General features: G+C 65.3%; 3 protein-coding genes. 2 read left to right on the top strand and 1 reads right to left on the bottom strand.

The features are described from left to right. The first annotated feature begins 120 nt into the window (after window positions 1-120). Window positions 121-453 carry a hypothetical protein gene (locus G0Q01_RS20405; protein ID WP_164213779.1) on the top strand — a complete coding sequence of 111 codons (333 nt, stop codon included), beginning with the start codon at window positions 121-123 and terminating at the stop codon, window positions 451-453. Between the two features lie 55 nt (window positions 454-508). On the opposite strand, the gene G0Q01_RS20400 is transcribed toward G0Q01_RS20405, so the two are convergent. Continuing rightward, window positions 509-1,147: a hypothetical protein gene (locus G0Q01_RS20400; protein ID WP_164213778.1), complete on the bottom strand. Its 639-nt coding sequence runs from the start codon at window positions 1,145-1,147 to the stop codon at window positions 509-511. 743 nt (window positions 1,148-1,890) lie between these two features. Here G0Q01_RS20400 and G0Q01_RS20395 point away from each other — a divergent pair. Further along, entirely contained in the window at window positions 1,891-15,924 is a 14,034-nt protein-coding gene (locus G0Q01_RS20395) for a DUF4347 domain-containing protein (RefSeq protein ID WP_370526773.1), read from the top strand. Window positions 15,925-16,199: the final 275 nt, after the last annotated feature.

Below are 16,199 nucleotides of genomic sequence, written 5' to 3'. Positions count from 1 at the left end.
ATTCCGGGTTCCAGCAGGCAAAGAGGTGGTCGCGCGCGTCGCTGCGCGCGGGATCGGCGGGGGTGAGCGGCGGCGCTGCGCCTGGCGCTGGCGAAAGCGGCGGAGGGGGCGGCCCTGCCGGTGCTGCTGTCGCGCACGCCGCGGGTCGAGCTGATGCTCGGGCGCGAGGCCCCTGCGGGCGAGCCGCTGCTGGTCGGCCGGGTGCGCCATGCCCTCTCGGCCCGGGCACTGCCGCTGGCGCGGATCCGCACTGCCTTCGGCCTCAGCCGCAGCGAGGCCCGGCTGGCCGCCTGCCTCTGCGACGGGCTGAGCCTGTCGGAGGCGGCGCAGGAACTGGGCTGGACCCTGGAGACCGCGCGCAGCTGCTCCAAGCAGCTCTTCGCGCGGATGGTGGTGAGCGGTCAGCCCGGGGTGGTGCGGCGGATTCTGGGCAGCGCGGTCTGGCTGGGGTGAGCGGGGCAGGGGCGGTGCCTGGCGCTCAGGCCGTTCCGGCGGGGCTGTGCCCGGGTCAGCCGGCGCTGCGGCGGTTGAGGCGCAGATCGATGTCGTCAAACAGTCCCGGCTGTTCGATCGCTTCGGCGAACTGCGGAAGTATCGAGCCCTGCGCCGCCATAGCCGCGTCGTAATCGATCACCCGTAGCTCGCCGATGGCGCGCCAGAAGGCGAGCAGCGCAGCGCGGTCGTAATACCACTCCCCGTCGGTACTGGCGGCATCGGGCAGCGCCTTTTGCAGATCCCACATGCCATTCTTGCTCAGCTGGTCGCGACGCGAAGCCCGCCAGTCGGCATCATTGCGCAGCACCAGGATCGGCACGATGCGGGTAAACTTCCGGCCCAGCGTCGACAGCAGCGCATGCGCTTCCATGGTCTCGCGCAGCAGGCAGAACTCTTCGCTGCTGGCGATCATGTCGGCGCCATCGAGTTGCCAATGCTCGGCAGCGAGCTCGCGGCGGAACTCCGTCAGATCGGGCGGCTGCGTCATCTGCTTGACCCGCGGTGTGGTGCGCAGTCCGGCGCGGATGAACAGATTGGCCAGCCCCCAAGCGTTCTCTTCCGGATAGAGACGCAGGCCGACCTCGCGAAGCGCTGCCTCACGCAACCGCAGTGCGCGCTGGATTGAGGTGGTGCCGGTCTTATGGGTGCCCACATGCAGCCAGAGCGTGCCCCCCCGCGGCGAGGGGGTCGGCGGATGGGGGCGCGCAGCGGGGGTCGGGGCGGCAGCTTGGGTCGACGCATGGTCAAGACTGGGCATGAGATATTAACACTACATTAATACTTACGGTGAACGAGGCTTACCTATGGACAAAATGTCGTCCCGGAAAGGGTAAAGGGCGGGCATTCGGTTCAATGCGTGTTTATTTTTCTATTTGACGTGCGACGTTCAACCTAAAATTGAGAGACTGGAATGTCGTGAATGCGACATTCATCGAGAAGCGCCTAGGAGGAAGAATCTCACTTCGAATAAATCTTGCCTTCAATATGTATTTCTAATTGAATGTGTCGAGTTTGTGGCAAGAAGATCCTGCCTTTAGGGCGGTTCTTAATGTTTCTTAAAATTACACAATCATGGGTTGCAGCGGCGATATCACATTACGATTCTGGAATGAAAAAATTGATCTTTCTCCCATTTCAGGTTGTTGACGGAGCCCTAACCGCACGTTAACCAAAGTTAACCATTCCTGTATGTGGTCGAGTAAAGTGTGAAATAGTAAGGGGCAGGACCTCGGACCCAGGGGACGGGTCGGGGAACAAACATCATAAGATCCAGCGAACGAAATGCCGTCCGGCGTGTCCGGAGGCATGCGCTTCTTCTTGCATTGATTTGCAAGAGGAAACGCAAGGCGTGTGCTGAATTGTCAAGAAATAAACAAAATTTCCGGGGTCGGCGCGATGTCCAGCCACCCTGCTCTATATCTGTGGAGAGTCAGAATGTCGAATTTCGCGCGTGATAAAGTCCAAGTAGCCTTCATCGATATGGCTGCTCCCGACCTTGATGTATTTTCGACTATTCTAAAAAATAGCTGCGAGGTAATTCGAATTGGCGAAACCTCGGATCCTCTGCAGGAGATGGCCGATGCGCTGAACGCGCGCGCGCCGGTCGACACCGTCCATGTCATCACTCACGGTACCCCCGGCGCGCTGGTTTTCGGCGGCCGGGTTTTCGACATCGCGGTTCTTGATCACTATGCCGACACGCTGAACGCGCTTGGGGGCGCGCTCGGCGGCGGTGACATTCTGCTCTATGGCTGCCGCACCGGCGCTGGAGAGACCGGTCGTGCCTTCGTCGCCCGCTTTGCCGGGCTGACCGGCGCCGCGGTAGCCGCGGCCGAAGGCCCGGTGGGCGCGGCGGCGCTCGGTGGGTCGTGGGACCTGTCGATAACTTCCGGAGAGCTGCGTTCCGCGGCGCTGGAACTGCCCGAGTTCGAGGGCGTGCTGGCGAGCGGCATTATGCAGAACCGCTATGTGCGCTTCGGTTATTCCGATGACGGCACGCTGGGTTATGGCGGCAACACCACGCCGGGCATTTTCTATGATCCGGATGGTGTCGGAAACTTTGTTTCGACCGCAGACTGGTTGACTCCAGGCACCGCTTTCGAGGGATTCAGTCTGACCGCTGACGGCCGCACCTATACCGAGCTGAACTCCAACGGTGGCGGAGCGGCAACGGCGGGCACGGTCCAGGTTTCCACCGACCTGACCACCGAGGGTGGCAACACCTGGGGCTCGGTCACCTATAGCAGCGAGTTCGGTGGGCTGATCGTCGAGCAGACCTACACGCTGGCCGGACCGGACGCCAAGGTTATCACCATGTCGGTGACGGTGATCAACTCCGGCGACAGCTCGGTCTATGACGTGAGCTACGCGCGCTTCATCGACCCCGATGTTGATGCCCAAACCTCGACCTTCTCCACCGAGAACACCCGCGGCGCCGAAGGCATCGATGCCGAAGACATCGTGCTGGCAACCGGACCGAACAGTGGCCGGGTCCTGGGTCTTTATTCAGACAGCACCTTCACTCACAACACCTCCGTGTCGACAGGATGGAGCCAGGCTCCGGCCACCTACCTGTCGGGTGTGGATGGCGATGGCGGTAGCAACAGCGATTCCGTCATCGGCATGGGTTTCGATCTCGGCGATTTCGCCGCCGGTGAATCCAAGACCTTCTCCTTGGCCTATGTGTTCTCGCCGAGCGCCGCCGAACTGGCGGACTCGGTCGCTGAGGTGCCGCCGTCGAACGCCGTGCCGACGCTGACCGACATCGCCGTAGTCGACAGCACGCTCGAGGACACACAGCTTGAGATCAGCTATGCCGATCTGGCCGCGCAGGCCGACGAGGCAGATTCCGACGGGACCGTCGTCGCCTTCTCGGTTACCGCGGTGACCAGCGGCACGTTGCTGATCGGCACCAGCCTCGAGACCGCCACCGCCTGGGCGGTTGGCAGCAACGACCGTATCACCGACACGCTCAACGCCTATTGGACGCCTGGCGCCGATGAGAACGGCACGTTGGATGCGTTCAGCGTCGTCGCCGTCGATGACGAAGGCGCCACTTCGAGCCCGGCGCAATCGGTGCAGATCGACGTGACTGCGGTCAACGACCGCATCGTGCTGGCCGCGGCCAGCGTCGACATGCCCACCGTCCAGGAAGATTCCACCGACCGCCCTGGCGTCACCGTGGACACGCTGCTCGCGCCGATCAGCTCGGATGCCGACGCCGGTGACGGGCTTGCCGGCATCGCCCTCACCGCTAATGCCACCGACGGCGAAGGCAGCTGGCAGTACAGCACCGACGGCGGCAGCACTTGGTTTGAACTGCCCTCGGTGACCACCGATGCGGCGCTCACCCTTGACGCCGATGCCCGCCTGCGCTTCGTGCCGGCGGCCGATTATAACGGCGATGTGCCGGCGCTGACCGTCTATGCGCTCGACGGCAGCTATGCTGGCGATTACACCGATGGCGCCACCACCGCCGTCACTGACGCCTCGGCGCCTGCCGCCGATGGTCCGTTCAGCGAGACCACGGTCACCATCGGCGGCGACGTTGCCGCAGTGAATGATGCGCCCGTGTTCACCTCGACCATCACGCCGGTCTCGATCAGCGAGACGTCCGCCGCCGATGGCGCGCTGGCGGACCTCGTGGTCACCGGCAGCCTGACCCAGGGCCTCACCGCCATTGATGTCGACAGCGACGAACTTTCTTTCTCGATCCGCGGCGGCACGCTGACCGATGGCGTCTGGACGCTCGAGGGGCGCTACGGTGTGCTCACCCTCGATACCGCGACCAACGCGTGGAGCTACGCGCCCACCCATTGGACCGCGATCAACGCCCTCTCCGAGGGGCAAATTGCCAATGACGTGTTCACGCTGCGGGTGGCCGACGAGCAGGGGGCCTCGAGCACTCAGGAACTCCGCGTCAGCCTGACCGGTGCCAACGACACGCCGGTGATCACGGCGGCGATTGCCGACCAGAGCTTCGAGGGCGACGGCACTTGGGTCTACCAGCTGCCCGCCGCCACCGTCTTCGACGCCGAGGGAACCGGGCTTTCCTACACCGCTACGCTGGTCGGCGGAGCCGATCTTCCCGACTGGCTGAGCTTCGACGAAGCCAGCCGCACCTTCTCGGGCAACCCGCCTGCTGACTGGAGCGACGCCAGCCTTGAGATCGAGGTCACGGCCACGGACGCGGACGGTGCGTCGGTCTCCGGCAGCTTTACCCTCACCCTGTCGGGCACCGGCAACCAGGCGCCGGTGGTCGTGACCCCGCTGGGCTGGACCGCGGTGGATGCGCCCTCGGAAGTGACCAGCGTCACCTTCTCGGGCATGCTGGGCGGCCAGACCATCGCCTTTGATGGCGCGGAGGTCACGCTTGGCGAGAAAGCGGACGGCGCGACCGTGGCGAGCGCCGCGGCCACTGCCATCAACGATGACGGCACGGCCGGCTACAGCGCTTCGGCAAGCGGCAGCACGCTGACGCTGACCGCCGGTACAGCCGGTTCGCGCAGCGACTTCACCGACGGCGCAACTGTCGACATCGATGGCGGCTCCTATGCTGTCACCGTCACTCAGGAGGGTGTCGACGAGGTGACCGAAACCGCTGCGGTGCAGTTCCGCGTGGTCCCAGGCGCCACCACCCTCAGCTTCGACGGCCAGGACATCGACATCACCGGGCTCACTGCTGCGCAGATCGCGAGCGCGGTCGCCGCTGCCGTGAACGGGGCGGGCAACTGGGATGCGGTTGTCGACGGGGTCCAGGCCGATGTGGTCAACTTCACCGCCCGCGACGGCGGCGCGCGGGACGATCTTTCCGCCGCGGACTTCCAGGTTTCGGTCAGCACCATTGCCACCGCGGTGACGGTCGACACCCAAGGCGCGGAGGAGATCCTGCCTGCGGCCGCCTTCGATGTCACCGATACCGAGGCGGGCACGGCAGGCACCTTCTCGTTCACCTCCGCCGACAGTGGCGCGATCAGCGTCGACGTCTCCACGGCGGCCTCTGGATCGGATCTCGCCGCCCTGCTGAACGCCGACACGGCCTTCACCGGGGCTGGCTACAGTGCCGCCTGGACTGGCGACGTGCTCACCATCACCGGCCCCTCGGGCGATGCCATCAGCGCGCCCTCGCTGGTCACCGAGGAAATCCCTGCCGCGGACCTCGGCGAAACCACCTCGGTCACCGCGCACAGCGAAACGCTGCCGACCCTCACCTTCGATCTGGGTCCCGACGGTGCCAGCGCGAGCAGTGTCCACAACGTGGATTTCACCTCCTCCCTCAATGAAGCGCTGCGCTTTGGCTCGCCTGCCAATACCGATGGGGCGGGGCTTGCGGACGAGCTGAACGCCGACGCCAGCTTCTCCGGGGCGGGATATGTCGCCACCTATGACGCCGAGTCCCAGTCGCTCATCATCACGGGCCTGGCCGGCGAGGTGCTCAGCGATGGCGCGCTTTACGATCCCGATGATCTGCAGATTGGCACCGGCATCGCGACCGCCTATTCCGAAACGCCGAGCAGACTCGAGATCGCCATCACCGATGAGCAATCGGCCGATGCCGCGACGCTGACATTGACCCTTTCCGCCGGAGAGCCGGTCACGCTCGACGTCTCGGCCGCAACGGATGGGGCAACGCTCGCGGCTCTGATCGACGCGCTCGACGGGTTCGGTGCAGGCTATACTGACGGTACGCTGACCGTGACGGTGGATGCTGATGCCGCGGGCGATCCCTCGATCACCGCCGGCGCGCTCGAGACCGCCGTGGTTCCGCCCGCCGAAATCGATGCTGCCCCCGAAGTGACAAATGCCACTGATGCGGTGGCAGAAGTCGTCGACGTGACCTTCGGCGCGGCCGACGGAACCACCGAGATCAGCTTCGACGGAGCAACCATCGCGCTGGACGGCACCGAAACCGCCGCGCAGGTGGCCGCAGCCTTCGCCTCCGGCGCGTTCCCCAACTGGACCGTGACCGACAACGGCGACGGCAGCGTCACGCTGACCGCCGACACCGCCGGCGGGCGCGACGATCTGACGGGTTCGGACTTCGGCAATCTCACCACGCTGACCAACGATGTCACCGTCACCGAACAGGGCGTGGACTCGGTCACCGAGGTGGTGGAGCTTGTCTTCACCGGCTCCGACGGCGGCGCTTCGATTACCCTTGACGGCACCACCTTCACCGCGGGCGATGCGGTCACCGCGGCGCAGCTTGCCGCCGGGCTCAACGGGGTCAGCGGCGACTTCGAGAATTACGAGGTGGTTTCGGTCGAGGGTGGCCAATTGGTGCTGCGCGCCGTCACCGCCGGCGATCAGACCGATCTGGCCGAGAGCCTGTTCGTGATCTCCTCGGATGGTGAGATCGTGGCCTATGACGCGGTCTCGGAGATTTCCGTCGATACCCAGGGTGCCGGCTGGAGCTATGAGATCCCGACGGGCACCTTCTCGGATCCCGAGGGCGATGAGCTGACCTACAGCGCCTATGTGGTCACCACCGATCCGGAGACCGGCGCGCAGAGCTATACTCTGATCGACGGCACCACCGATCCGGCCCTCGGCTTCGAGGCCGAGACCATGACCCTCTCGGGCAACGGCACCGCGCCTGCAGACACGGTGATCGAGATCCGTGCCTATGATGCGGTTTCGGGCGGGACCGCCGCCAGCCAGTTCCAGCTGGTGGTCTACAACGACGCTGCCGACGACTCGCTTGTTGCCGGTGCAGTCCCCGCAGCGGTCGCCTTCAGCGACGGGGCCGGCGTGGGCAGCTACACGCTCGCCGCGAGCGCCTTCGACTACATGTCCGACAGCGCCGGCGGGCTGACCTACAGCGCCGAGCTCGCGAACGGGGAGGCGCTGCCTGCCTGGCTGAGCTTCGACGCGGCGACCGGCACCTTCACCGGCAACCCGCCGGCGGGAAGCGGCAACGTGTCGGTCACCGTCAGCGCCACGGATGGCAGTGCCACCGCAGAGGTCAGCTTCGATCTGACCGTGGCCGGCGAGCCCAATGATCTGCTTGCCTTGGTCGCGGGCGGACTTGCCGATCAGAGCTCTGCGGTGGTGGGCGACGGCGGCGCCGTCTCCATCAACTTCGCCAAGCCGTTCATCGATCCCGATGGGCAAGCCGATGGTGCGCCCACGCTGGACGGGATCAGCTACACCGCGTTTGTGCAGACCGCCGACGGTCTGGTCGATGTGGCCGACTTCGGACTGACGCTGGAGGAAGATCCTGCGGACGCCGGCCGGCTGATCCTCTCGGGCAACCTCGCGGGTGAGTTTGCCAGCCTCGTCTTCGTCATTCGCGGTACCGAGGAAAATGGCGGCAGCACCGCCGAGACCAGCTTCACCCTGGCAGTGAACGACCTGGGCGCCAGTGACGAGAACATTGCCGCCTGGAGCGCCAACAGCGTCGGCAGCATCAGCATCTCGGGCACGCCAGAGGAGGACGCAGAGCTGACAGCCAGCCTGCCGACGGATGCCGATGGCGTCGCACCCGAAGATGTCACCTACCAGTGGCAGGTCTCGATCGACGGTGTCTGGACCGACATCGTCAGCGCGACCGGCGCCACCTTCACCCCGGGCGATGCCGAAGCCGGCCGCGATGTGCGTGTGCAAGCCTTCTATACCGATGCCGGTGGCGCCGCCGAGAGCCCGGTTTCGGATGCGGTGACCGTGGCAAACATCAATGATGCGGGCGCGGTGAGCCTCACCTCCGCCAGCGTGGCTGTGGGCTCGGTCTGGACCTCGACGCTGGCCGACGGCGACGGGCTGATCGACGCCATCCCGAGCTACCAGTGGCAGCGCGCCGCCAGCGAGGACGGCGTTTACAGCGACATTGATGGTGCCACCTACGGCAGCTACACGCTGACTGAGGATGACAGCGGCATGTTCCTGCGCCTCGTGGCCAGCTACACCGACGATCAGGGTACCGAAGAGACTGTGATCTCGGGGTCGCGCGAGGTCGATCTCTCTGCCGCTGCCCCGGTTGCGGGGGACGACAGCGCCTCGATCACCGAAGCCTCGGGCGCCGAGAACGCCACCCCTGGCACCGCGATGCCGCTGACCGGCGACCTGCTGGCCAACGACACCGACCTCAACGACGGCGACGTGCTGAGCGTGACCGCGCTGCGGGTCGGTGACCGCGAAGGCATCGGCCGTCCGGCTGCGCAAATCGACGGCAGCCTGGTGATCACCGGCCTCTACGGCACGCTCAATATCGACATGGCGACCGGTGCCTACAGCTACGAACTTGACCAGGACAACGCCTCGGTACAGGCGCTGAACATCGGCTCGACGCCGCTCGTCGATGTGTTCAACTACACCGTCTCCGACCAGACGCTGCTGAGCGACACCGCCGTGCTGAGCATCGAGATCAACGGTGCCAATGACCTGCCGACCCTGTCGGGACTCGTCGGCACTGCCTCGGTGACCGAGGACAGCGCAACCCGGCTCGACCTGCTCGACAGCATCGTTCTGGGCGATCCCGACAGCACGGCGGTAAGCTTCACCCTCACCGTCGACAGCGGCACGCTGTCGATCAGCGGCGTCCCGGCGCAGGTGCTGGCCGATGCCGGCATCACCGTCACCGGCAACCACACTGGCACGCTCAGCCTGTCGGGCGTCAGCTCCGACTCGCTGCAAGGCTGGCTGCTGGACAACGGCGTCTATTACACCACCGCGCCGAACCAGACCGGCGAGGCGGCGACGCTGAGCTACAGCCTGGCGGACGAAGAGGGCAGCACGCTGGCCTCCGAGACGACCACACTCGACGCCTTGGCCACCAATGACGCGCCGATCGTCGACGCCAGCGGCATGAGCTTCCTGCAGGGCGATGCAGAAACCCCGGCCCGGGCGGTGCTCAACTTCCGCCCGACCGGCACTGCGCAGACGCTGGAGTTCGATGGCGTCAGCATCGAGATCGCGGCCGGCAGCACCGCCGCCGAGATCGCCGCGCTGTTCGCCGAGCAGAGCTTCGGCACCTGGTCTGCCGAGCAGCTCGAAGGCGGCAGCATTGTGCTCCTGACGGCGCTTGAAGCCGGAGAGACCCCGGCACCCACCGCCGGCGACTTCCGCGACGGCGAGGGCGCGGAATCGGCCCTCGTGCTGACCGGTGCGGGCAACGACCACGACGTACGCTTCTCGGCGCGCGGCGAGGCGGTGCTCATCGCTCCGAACCTGATGCTCTCCGACATTGACGGCACCGAGCTCGCCTCGGCGACCGTGACGATGACCGAGGGCGTGTTCGACAACCAGTTCGGCACCAACTTCGAGACACTGTCGCTCAGCGAGGCGGCGCAGGTGGCCGCCACCGAGGCAGGGCTGACGGTGGAGATCACCACTGATGCCAGCGGCTCGGTGGTCAGCATCACCGGCACAGCGTCGCATGCCGTCTACGAGATGGTCCTGCGCGGCATCACCTACGACAACAGCAACCCCAACGCCTATGTCGGCACCCGTGAAGCGGTGATCACCGTCACCGATGCGGAGGGGCAGACCTCCAACACCGCCTCGGTGGCGCTCAGCGAGGACAATGACGACATCGCCGTGGGCCAGCGCATCTTCATCGATGGCGTCGACAGCGGCGCAACGGTGGCGAGCGTCGAGGACGGCCGTCACTTCACCGCCAGCACGCCGCTCGATGGCGTGACCGAAGGCGCGACGCTGAGCTTCTACAGCGGCGAGACCGAGGTGACCTCGGCCGGCGCGGTCGCCGGTCATTCGGCCACCGTCGCCATCGGCGTGGTCTGGGCGCCCTATGTCGACCTCAACGGCGCGGAAGCGGGCACTGATCATGTGATCAGCTACAACGAGCAGTCGCCCTCGGTGGCCATCGCCACCTCGGATGCGCAGATCCTCGATCAGGACGGGCTTACCCAGACCCTGACCGTCACCCTGCAGGACACGCCGGACAACGACGGCGAGACCATGCTGGAGTACCTGACGGTCTCCTCTACGGTGCTCAGCTGGCTGAGTGCACGCGGCATCACCATCGCAGACACCGACGGCGTCAGCGGTCTTGGCGGGCTTTCGCAGGCCACCTATGTGACCTTCCATGCCGCCGAGGGGGCTGCATCGACCAGCTTCCAAGTGGCGCTGCGCGGCGTGCGCTACGTCAACAACGACGATGATCCCGACACCTCCGCACGCAGCGTGACCGTCGAGACCGTCGACACCGACGGCAACCTGGGCCTGAGCGCCGAGACCAGCATCACCCCGGTGGCAGTCAACGACGCGCCGGTCGGTATCGACAGCACGGTCGGCGGCACCGAAGACACCACCTATGTCTTTGAGGTTGCTGACTTCGGCTTCAGCGATCCGCTCGACGGCGGAGCCCACGATCTGGCGGCTGTGGTGATCAGCACCCTGCCGGCAGCGGGCATACTGCTGCTCGACGGCGCGGCGATTGACGCAGGAACCTCGATCAGCCGAGCGCAGATCGCGGCCGGCCTGCTCAGCTACGCTCCGGCGCAGGACGCCAGCGGTGAGGCGGCGGCAAGCTTCACCTTCCAGGTGCAGGATGATGGCGGCACCGCCAATGGCGGAGTCGATCTCGACGCCACCCCGGCGACGCTGACAATCGATCTCGACCCGCGCAACGACGCGCCGGTGCTGATTGAAGGCGCCATCGATGCGGCCTCGATCACTGAGGACGCCACCGAGAACGCCGGTCAGACCGTGGCAGCATTGCTCTCCGATGCCACCGTGACTGACATCGACACCGGCGATCACAGCGAGGACAACGGCACGCTTTCGGGCATGGCGGTCTATGGCGCTGGCTTCGACGGTGCCGGCGACGGCGCGTGGGAGTACAGCCTCGACGGCGGCGACAGCTGGAGCACGATCACCCTCGCAGAAGGTGAGGTGCTGCTGCTGGCCTCCGACGACATGCTGCGCTTCGTGCCCGACGAGATGAACGGCACCACCGCAACGCTCGATTATTACGCCTGGGATCAGGCGACCGGGGAAAGCGGCGACGTGGTGACGGCGATCGCCGGCAGCGCCAACGCCGGGAGCCGTGGCGGCGAGAGCGCCTTCTCGGCGGCGTCCGGTCAGATCACGCTGGAGGTTGCGGACGTCAATGACGCCCCGGTGGTCACCAGCGAGACACCGGCGCAGACCCTCGCCGAGGACGGCACGCTCACCATCGTCGGCCTGTCTTTGGATGATGTCGACGTCTCCGCGCGCAACACCGAAACCGCGGCCGACGCGGAGATGACGCTGACCGTCTCGGTGAGCAACGGCACTCTGGCCTTTGCCAGCGTCGAGGGGCTGACCTTCGATGCCGGTACCAACGGCGAGAACGCTACGCTGACCGTCTCCGGTACGCTGGCCGATCTCAACGCGGCGCTGACCGGTCTGGTCTACAGCCCGGATGCGGATTTCCACGGTGCGGACACGCTGTCGGTATCGGTCTCCGACAACGGCCTCGAAGGCGAAGGCACGGCCCTGATCGGCACCGGTTCGGTGGCGCTCACCGTGACCCCGGCCAACGATGCGCCGGTGCTGACCGACGGCGATACGGAGGCCACCTCGATCACCGAGGATGACACCACCAACGCTGGCCAGAGTGTGGCCGACCTGCTCGGCACCGTGACCGACATCGACACCGGTGATCATGCCACCAACAACGGCACGCTTTCGGGCATGGCGATCTACGGCACCGGCTTCGAGGGTAACGGCTCGGGCGCGTGGCAGTACAGCCTCGACGATGGCGACAGCTGGACCACCATCAGCCTTGATGAGGGTGAGGTGCTGCTGCTGGCCTCGGACGATCTGCTGCGGGTGCTGCCGGACGAGGAGAATGGCACTACCGCAACGCTCGACTACTACGCCTGGGATCAGGCGACCGGCAGCAGCGGCGAGATCGTGACGGCGATCGCCGGCGCGAACAACCTCGAGAACCGCGGCGGCGAGAGTGCCTTCTCGACAGCTTCGGGGCAGGTCACGCTCGAGGTCACGGACGTCAACGACGCACCGGTGGTCACGGTGAACGGCACGGGCACCTTCTACGCCCGTGGCGAGGCGGCGGCGCTGTTCGGCGGTGCCGGCGTGAGCCTCAGCGACGTCGACACCGGCGACACCATCGAGAGTGCCATCGCAGTGCTCAATCCCGGCACCACGCTGGATAACGCCTTCGGCACGATCTACGAGACCATCACCTCGACCGGTGGGGCGAGCTTCACCGCCTCCAGCGGCACCGAGTTGACCATCACCGGCACCGGCACCAACGATGATCCGCTGATCATCGAAGGCACCGGCAGTCAGGCCGACTACGAAGAAGCGCTGGAAAGCCTGCGCTACGAGAACACCAACCCCAACGCCTTTGCCGGCGTGCGGGAGGTGGTCGTGCAGATCGTGGATGGCGCCGAGACACCCTCGGAGCCGACGTTCTTCAACTTCGCAGTGGAATGGTCCACGGTGGTTGATCTCAACGGCAACGCCGAAGGGCGTGACTACCAGGTCAGCTACATCGAAAACGCGCCGGGCATCGCAATCGCGGCCTCGGATGCCGAGCTGATCGACCAGGAAGGCAACACGGACGAGGTGGTGCTGACCCTGACCGACGCGGTCAACGGGAGTGCCGAGCGACTTTCGATCACTCCGGCACAGGTCGCGACATTCGCGGCGCTGGGGATCACGGTGGTGGGCAACAATACCCACCAGCTGACGCTCACTGCCGGGGAGGGCGGGCTCGACCCGACGTACTTCCAACTGGCGGTGCGCTCGGTGCGCTACGTCAATACCTCCGACGCACCGACCGACGCTGCGCGCCATGTCGTGATCAGCGCCACCGACAGCGACGGCAACCCCGGCGTTTCGGCCACCACAACGATCAACGTGCAGCCGGTCAACGACGCACCGTTCACCGATTTCGCCATCGTCAACACTGCCGATGGACGTGACACCACCGATCTGCAGATTGGGGACACGCTGGTCATCGAAGGGATGATCGACGACCCTGACGGGCTGCCTGAAGAGCCGACCTCTATGCAGTGGCTGCGCGACGGCGAGGTGGTGCAGACCGTCACCGGGCCGGACGATCTTGCCTATGTGCTCGATCGCGACGATGTCGGACACGAGATCAGCTTCCGGGTCATCTACACCGATCTCGGCGGCACCGAAGAAGAGATCGAGACCGCGTCCACCGCGGCGGTGATCAACGTCAACGAAGCCCCGGTGGCCGATGATCCGGCGCCGACCGAGACCACGCAGGACGATGTGACCGATCCGGTCACCTTCGATCTGCTGAGTGCGGTCAGCGACATCGACGCCGACTACGATCTCGACACGCTGTCGATCACCGCGCTCACCTTCACGGTGAATGGCGAGGCGACCGGCAACGCGGGCACCGATCTGCCTGACGGGGTGTCCTTCGCGGATGGTACGCTGAGCGTCGATCCGCTGGTCTATTCGGAACTTCTGGAAGGCGAGCAGGCGGTCATCGTGGCGCGCTACACCGTCACCGATACCAGCGGCCTGTCGGTCGAGCAGACCTACACGCTGACCATCGACGGCACCTTCGAGGCGCCGGAGATCATCGGCACCGAGGCCGGCGAGCGGCTCGAGGCAACGGCGGACGGCAACGTCGTCCGGGCCCTCGGCGGCGACGACACGCTGGTCAGCGGCGCCGGCGACGACTTCCTCATCGGTGGGGAAGGAAGCGACACGGCCGACTATGAGGGCGCGAGCGGTGGCGTCAGTGTCAACCTGTCTGCAACCAGGCCGCAGGACACCGGCCACGGCCGTGACTATCTGACGGGGATCGAGAACCTCGCGGGCAGCACCAGCGCCGACATGCTGATCGGGGACGATGTCGACAACGTGCTTCAGGGGCGTGCCGGTAACGATACGCTGCTGGGCGACGCAGGGGCAGACAGCCTCTACGGCAACCAGGGCGATGACGTCCTCGACGGCGGCGAAGGTGACGACTGGATGCACGGCGGGCAGGGCAATGACCTGCTGCTCGGCGGCGCCGGCGGTGACATTCTGGCCGGCGGGCATGGCGACGACACTGTCGATGGTGGCGAAGGGTTCGACGTGCTCGACTTCTTCACGGCTCGCGACGCCGTCACGGTCGATCTGTCGATCACCGGACCGCAACTGGTCAGCGCGAGCGAAGGCACCGACACCTATATGAATGTCGAAGGTGTTCTGGGTGGCGGTCGCAGTGACACGCTTTCCGGTAACGAGCTGGCGAACCTGCTCGACGGCGGGTTCGGCGACGACACGATGATCGGTCGCGAGGGCAATGATACGCTGCTTGGCGGCGCTGGTAACGACACGCTGATGGGCGATGCAGGGGCGGACAGCCTCTATGGCAATCAGGGCGATGACGTCCTCGACGGCGGGGACGGTGACGACTGGATGCACGGCGGGCAGGGCAATGACCTGCTGCTCGGCGGGACCGGTGGGGACACTCTGGCCGGCGGGCATGGCGACGACACTGTCGACGGTGGCGAAGGGTTCGATGTGCTCGACTTCTTCACGGCTCGCGACAGCGTCACGGTCGACCTGTCGATCACCAACCCGCAGCTGGTCAGCGCGACCGAAGGCACCGACACCTACATGAATGTCGAAGGTGTTCTGGGTGGCGGTCGCAGTGACACCCTTTCCGGAAACGAGCTGGCGAACCTGCTCGACGGCGGATTCGGTGATGACACTATGAGGGGTCGCGAAGGCGATGACACGCTGCTTGGCAGTGCAGGGGCGGACAGCCTCTACGGCAATCAGGGCGATGACGTCCTCGACGGCGGCGAAGGTGACGATTGGATGCACGGCGGTCAGGACAATGACCTGCTGCTCGGCGGGACCGGCGGGGACACTCTGGCCGGCGGGCATGGCGACGACACTGTCGATGGTGGCGAAGGGTTCGATGTGCTCGACTTCTTCACGGCTCGCGACGGCGTCACGGTCGATCTGTCAATCACCGGCCCGCAGCTGGTCAGCGCGACCGAAGGCACCGACACCTACATGAACATCGAAGGTGTTCTGGGTGGCCGTCACAGCGACACCCTTTCCGGTAACGAGCTGGCCAACTTGCTTAACGGCGGGCTCGGCAACGACACGCTGATGGGTCGCGAAGGCGATGACACGCTGCTTGGCGACGCTGGTGACGACGTGCTTTACGGCGGGCTCGGGACGGATGTCCTGAGTGGCGGCGCGGGGGCGGATACCTTCGCCTACGTCACGTCGGAAGAAGGGGGCGACACCATTCTCGACTTCGACGCCTCGGAGGATGTGTTCCGCCTGAGTTTGGACAACTTCTCGGGGGTCAACCTGATCGATCCGCTGACGGGCGATCAGCTGCTGTGGGATGCCGAGGCTGGCACGCTTTCCTATGATGCCGATGGCGTCGGTGGTGAGGATGCTCAGCTCCTCGCAACGCTGCTCAGCGATGAGGAGATTACGCTGACCTCGGACAACTTCCTGTTTGTCTGATTTTGGCACCTCGCAAAGGCCATACGGGGGGCAGGTTTGCCCCCCGTTTTTCTGTTCACAACTGGAACTTCATCGCTAAAGCGTTGATGCGCGGGGAGACTGACTGTGATTGAGATTTGCTGTGGATATTAACCGCTTTGAAAAGCACTTAAGCGAATGTAAGCAGTAATGCATAATACACGTTATGAGCTATTTTTTTGTAAGCGCCAAGTTAGAATGTCTCACATGAGCAAAGCTGAAGTGTCACACTCCCCTGAATGGGCAGGATTGGAGTG

Origin of the sequence: Salipiger sp. PrR007, assembly GCF_010499845.1 — a bacterium.
GTDB lineage: Bacteria > Pseudomonadota > Alphaproteobacteria > Rhodobacterales > Rhodobacteraceae > Salipiger > Salipiger pacificus_A.
Note: the sequence above shows the minus strand (reverse complement) of the source record. Positions and strands in the feature narration are given on the sequence as shown.

Excerpts from the sequence above, each read along its gene's own strand:
- G0Q01_RS20395 (WP_370526773.1), top strand. The coding sequence starts at position 1,891 with ATGTCCAGCCACCCTGCTCTATATCTGTGGAGAGTCAGAATGTCGAAT.